The following is a 5,862-nucleotide window of genomic DNA, read 5'->3' on the forward strand; positions in this document are numbered from 1 at the left end:
TATTCTTGTAGCAACTTGTATCGGAGGATCTAGCGGACCAACCTGTAGTGACGGCATCCAGAACGGTAATGAAACGGGCGTCGACTGTGGAGGACCTGATTGTGCCGCGTGCCCAACCTGCACGGACGGCATCCAGAACGGTAACGAAACGGGCGTCGATTGTGGCGGACCTGATTGTGCTGCTTGTGTGACCTGCACGGACGGCATCCAGAACGGTAACGAAACGGGTGTCGACTGTGGCGGCCCTGATTGTGCCGCATGCCCAACCTGTACTGACGGTCTCCAGAACGGCAATGAAACTGGCGTCGACTGTGGCGGCCCTGACTGCGCTGCTTGTGTTACCTGTTCCGATGGTATCCAGAACGGTAACGAAACGGGCGTCGATTGTGGCGGTCCAGATTGTGCTGCTTGTCCTACCTGTACGGACGGTATCCAGAACGGTAATGAGACGGGCGTCGACTGTGGCGGCCCGGATTGTGCTGCTTGTTCGGTCAGTTACTGCTCTTCAAGTGCCAACAGCACACAGTATGAGCACATTGCCTCCATAACTATTGCTGGAGTGACGAACACTTCGGGCAACGATAATGGATACGGTAATTACACTGGTACCCCGGCGATTCCGCTTTCCGGAACTGCTTCCTTCAGTCTGACACCTGGATTCCCGGGTAGTGCTTACAATGAAGGCTGGGTAGTTTACATAGATTACAACGCCGACGGTGACTTTACCGACGCGGGTGAACGAGCACTGGAGCTTTCCGGTAGCAGTACCGTAACTGGTAGTGTTTCCATTCCTGGCGGCCTTTCCGGCACCAGCCGGATGCGGATACAGATGCGTTACAATTCTTTGAACGGTAGCAGCTGTGGTACGTACGCTGAAGGAGAAGTAGAGGATTATACGGTTAGCTTCGGCGGCGGCGCGAGACGCATCGCTCCAATTACGACTACCCATCTATTCGAGGTTGCTCCAGAGCTTGAGCTGTTCCCGAATCCCGCCAGGACTGAATTGACGGTCCGTATCCCACTCCCGGAACAGGTGAAAGACGCTCCCTGGTTCATCATTGATGCGACGGGTAAAGTGGTACTGGAAGGCAAGACTTCGGTCGAGACTTTCCGTTCCGGCCTGAACCTTGATCTCCGGAATTTATCCGCTGGGATGTATTACTTCTCCTTGAATTCGACTGAAGTTCGGACGACGAAACGCTTCATCGTTCAACCTTGATCTTAAGGCTCCCCGAACAGTAGCGTTCAGGGAAGGGCGTTGACTTGCCTGATTCAGGAAAGTCAACGCCCTTCGCCAGGAATTATATCCTTATGGTTTGGAAGGTGGAGTACTCCACCTTCCAAATACTGTTTTAAAATTATTTGACTTTACGACCTATAGATTTTTATCCTCATGAAGAATAATCAAACTAATCTTCAGCAATCATTGCTGAAAGGAAAGAAGCTATATACGATGCTCCTTTCGTCGGGCTTGTTATTACTCGTTTCCGGATGGCTTTTGAGCCTTCCTGGGGTGGTTCAATTAGATGAGGGAGCCATTCACGGACCGGTACCTAGTATTGTTACTTCCCTAGAACTAAGTGCTTTCCTAAATGGAGACCAGAAAAATATTGCGTGGAAGCAACTTAAAAGTATCAATGGCTCTACAATAAACATATCTGGTAGTAATATGGTAACCGCCGAAGTTACTGGCACCGTTGGGTTTCAACTGAATACTATATCTCCTGATGACGAATACGTAACTCAGGTAATCCTGACGGCACCTGCCGGTTGGGTTCTTACCCGGAATACGGAGGATGCATCGTCGGGTACTGGCAATCATACTGTCAGTGCAGCAGGTTCAGGTACTAATTCAATTACCTACACCATTACTGCAACAACTGGAACAACTTTTCCAGGGGTTAGAAATGGCCAATTTTGGGGGATTGATGTTGACGTTACTGCACCTGCTGGTGCTTCTGGCAGTAACAATATTAGTTATACGATTAATGGAGACGGGTTCGGTGCTAACCCACATACACAAAGTGGTACCGCGGCTTTAATTGTTGACCCGGGAGCGGACCCAAACGAAATCTGCGTCAACGTATTCAATGATTACAATAGTAATGGAACGAAGGAAGGAGTTGGAGAGTTAGGAATAGCCGGTATCACAGTAACCGCTTACAGCGCTGCGAATACTCCTACTGCTTTCACTTACACGAGTGACGGTAACTACACCTTTACCCCCGGCAATAATGATATCTACCGGGTAGAGGTAACCGGATTACCGACAGACCTGGAACCATCAGTTGCAGGTGCCACAACCGTGTTCTTTATCAATCGTGGTAATAAGGTCGAAGTCGGATTACACCGACCCGAAGAGCATTTTCCCGATGATGAGGTCTACGTTGCCGTGCCTTGTTATGTCGATGGCCCTTCAAATGGATCGAATGCTAATCTTGATGTATTAGTAGTTACATCACCCGATGAATTTTCTGGAGGGATTGGCAATATTAATCCAACTTCTTATTACGTGGCATCGCACAATGAAATCGGTTCTACATTTGGTGTGGTGTACTCCAGGGCTGCGGAAAAGATTTATGCGGCAGCTTTCACCAAACGACATACAGCGTTTGGCCCAGGCGGGACCGGCGCAATTTATCAAATTGGCCTTACCAGTACTGTCGCTCCGATTGCTGCTAGCACGCCGTCTGTTTTTCTTGATCTTGATACTTACTTCGGTGCTAATACTGCGGGAGTAAATACGCACCCAAACACTGCCGATTTTAACCGAGATCCAGATACTTACGACGCCGTAGGTAAAATTGGCCTCGGTGGCCTTGCGATGTCTGAAGACGAAAATGTAATGTGGACCATTAACCTGGCCGACCGTCGTCTTTATGAAATCCAATTGGGAGGTACCCGGGAAAACCCTACGGCTCCAGCTAGTGCTGCTTCGATTAATCGTTGGCCAGCGACTGGTAATCTCACAGATTTACCAGGTCTGATTGGTAATGCAAACCAAAGAGATCAAAACATTCGACCCTTTGCCGTTACAAGTTATCGTGGAGCTATTTATATTGGGTTGGTGGCAACAGGAGAATCATCGGTTGTTGTAAATACGAATACGGGAGTAATTAACAACCTTGGTAATCAAGGCCTAATGCGGGGATACGTGTACAAGTTCGACCCAGCTACGGATGTCTTTACTCAGGTATTGGACTTTCCGCTGAATTATATCCGTGGCCAGGCAATTGATTTTTGTTCAAACAATGCCCAGGGAGAATTTTTCCCCTGGACGCCGATTTACGATCAAGCTACTATGGAAGCAGCCGTAATGGGAACTAGCGGGAATAGTAATGGCGGCGATGGAGTGGCAGGAACACCCGATGATCTTTCTCCTGAACGTGCCTATCCGCAAGCCTGGCTTACCGACATCGAGTTCGATGAACAAGGGAAAATTATAATCGGTATTAGAGACCGATTTGCGGACCAGCATGGATTCAAAAAATTACCCCCTACCAACTTAGGGGCTGATCCTGATCTACTGTGGAATGCAGATGGTGCTGGTGATATTCTTGTCGCCTCACCTAATACAACCGATGGAGGAGCCACTTACGTACTAGAATCTAATTCAGGTAATGGTGTTAATGGAGAGCCTTTTGGCCCTACCATTGGTATTAACAAACAAGAAGGGCCTGGAAACGGAGAATTCTTTTATGACGATCGTTACCGTCCTGCGAATGCAACTGCTGATGGGGGAGGGCAATGCCCAACTGCCAGTGCAGATCCCAATGATATGGACCCGATTCTTGACCCTCAGTTCGAATTAGGTCACGATGAAATCAGTTTAGGCGGTCTGTTTACCTACAATGGTACAGGTAATGTGATTGTCTCTGTATATGATCCAATTAATGATTACGACAATTTTAATCAAGCCGGATACCTGGCCTTGAGTACAACTGATGGCTCCCGACAGGGAGCGGCATTGGTATATGCAAGTCAGGATTTTGAAGGAGGAACCGTCGATAATATTAATACTTATGGTAAAGGAAATGGTCTCGGGGATATAGAAGGTGTTGCTTCTTCTGCTCCCTTACAGGTAGGTAACCGCCTCTGGCTTGATGGAAATAGTAACGGCCGCCAGGACGCAAATGAGGACGGCATCAATGGTGTACTTGTAGAACTGTTTAAAGAAACAGCTCCATTAGTCTTTACCAAAGTCGCCGAGACAACTACCGCTGCGGACGCAACGCAAGGAAACGGCTTCTTTATCTTTAGCAACAATACGGTTGGGACTCAGACTTGGGTGAATGGATTCACCGAAGTTCAACCAGAAATGAATTACGAAGTGCGAATCAGCTTATTGGCCATTCAGGCAGTTGACGGTACCGTAGCCGCGTTCACTACTCAGAATGCGAATAGTGATGCTACGAATAACCGGAAAACGGACCTTAATGACTCCGATGCTTCAGTTCTTGGGGTTATTGCTTTCACTACCGGGCTAGCTGGTGAGAACAACCATACGTTGGATATGGGAGTGACGAACTCTGCAGTGTGTTCGATTACGGTTGACCTCGCAGAAGCGTCTACTTGTGCTCCGCTTACGAATGAGTACACGCTTTCCGTCACCGTTACGTATGCTAATGCTCCAGCTGGCGAAATGCTTACCATTAGTACATCTAACGGAGGTAGTCAGAGTTTCTCTTTGGCGGGTGCCCTTGGAACAGAAACCTTTATTTTAACGGGCTTGGACAGCGATGGGATAACGGATATTGATGTTACCGCTACCTTCGCTACAACTACCACCTGTACGGATGACCTTATTGATGCCTACGATGCACCAGACGAATGTGTCTGTGACATCAGTATTGATCAGGTTTCCGCTAGCCTTTGTGATCCTGTAACTAATACTTATACTCTTTCGGTAGAAGTATCCTACGATAACGCTCCCTCCGGTGAAGACCTCCGGATCGTTACCAATAACGGTGTTGATCAGTTATTCACTCCTGCAGGTACAATGGGCACACAGACCTTCATGATTACTGGCCTGACCAGTGATGGGGTTGCGGGTATTGATGTAATGGTTGAGTTCGAAACTACAACGACCTGTACGGACGATATTATGGATGCTTATGATGCGCCGGCTGATTGTACTCCCATTTGTCCGAGTATCACGTCTCTTTCCGTATCGGTTGATCCTGTATGCTTAGGTAGTGACTTTGATGCCACCATTATGCATGATGCTGACCTCGGTAACTTAGCCTTATACTATAGCGCCAATTCCAGTCTCACTCCGGCACAACTATATGATTTCGCAAATCATGGGGCAAACGGAATTATTACCCTGAGTACACCAATTAGTCCGGCAGCAGCGGCGACTTCGACAACAGAAACTGGGTTAAGTATTGCCGCCACTGGTGGTTATACGATCTATGCTATTTTAGCCAATGGTAATACAAACATTGTAGACCCTAGTTGTTTTCCGATGACAACAACAACCATTAATGTTTCGCCACAGGCAAATGCCGGTACCAATGGAAATACGTCTGTTTGTGACAACTCTACGACGGCCATCGATTTGGCGAGCCTTATTACGGGCGAACAAACGGGTGGTGCCTGGACACGGCTGACCGGTAGTGGTGGCACTTTTGTTGCCGCAACGGGAATGTTCACCCCTACGGCCGGTGCTACGAGCAGTACGTTCCAATATGAGATCACGGGCACATCTCCATGTCCCGACGATCAGTCTGTTGCAACCGTCAATATTTCACCAGAGGCGAATGCCGGTACCGATGGAAATACGTCTGTTTGTGACAACTCTACGACTGCCATCGATTTGGCGGGCCTCATTACGGGCGAACAAACGGGTGGTGCCTGGAC

Annotated in this window: 2 protein-coding genes; both read left to right on the forward strand. The window is 48.3% G+C overall.

Annotated elements, in window-relative coordinates:
* Positions 1-1,219 (forward strand): GEVED domain-containing protein (locus B036_RS0124740; protein ID WP_026232324.1); only part of this gene is annotated, 1,219 nt, incomplete at its 5' end.
* Positions 1,220-1,393: 174 nt separating this feature from the next.
* Positions 1,394-5,862, forward strand: a 4,469-nt coding sequence (locus B036_RS0124745; protein ID WP_026232325.1) for an SdrD B-like domain-containing protein, incomplete at its 3' end; no start/stop codon positions are given.

The sequence above is a fragment of the Neolewinella persica DSM 23188 genome (assembly GCF_000373105.1).
GTDB lineage: Bacteria > Bacteroidota > Bacteroidia > Chitinophagales > Saprospiraceae > Neolewinella > Neolewinella persica.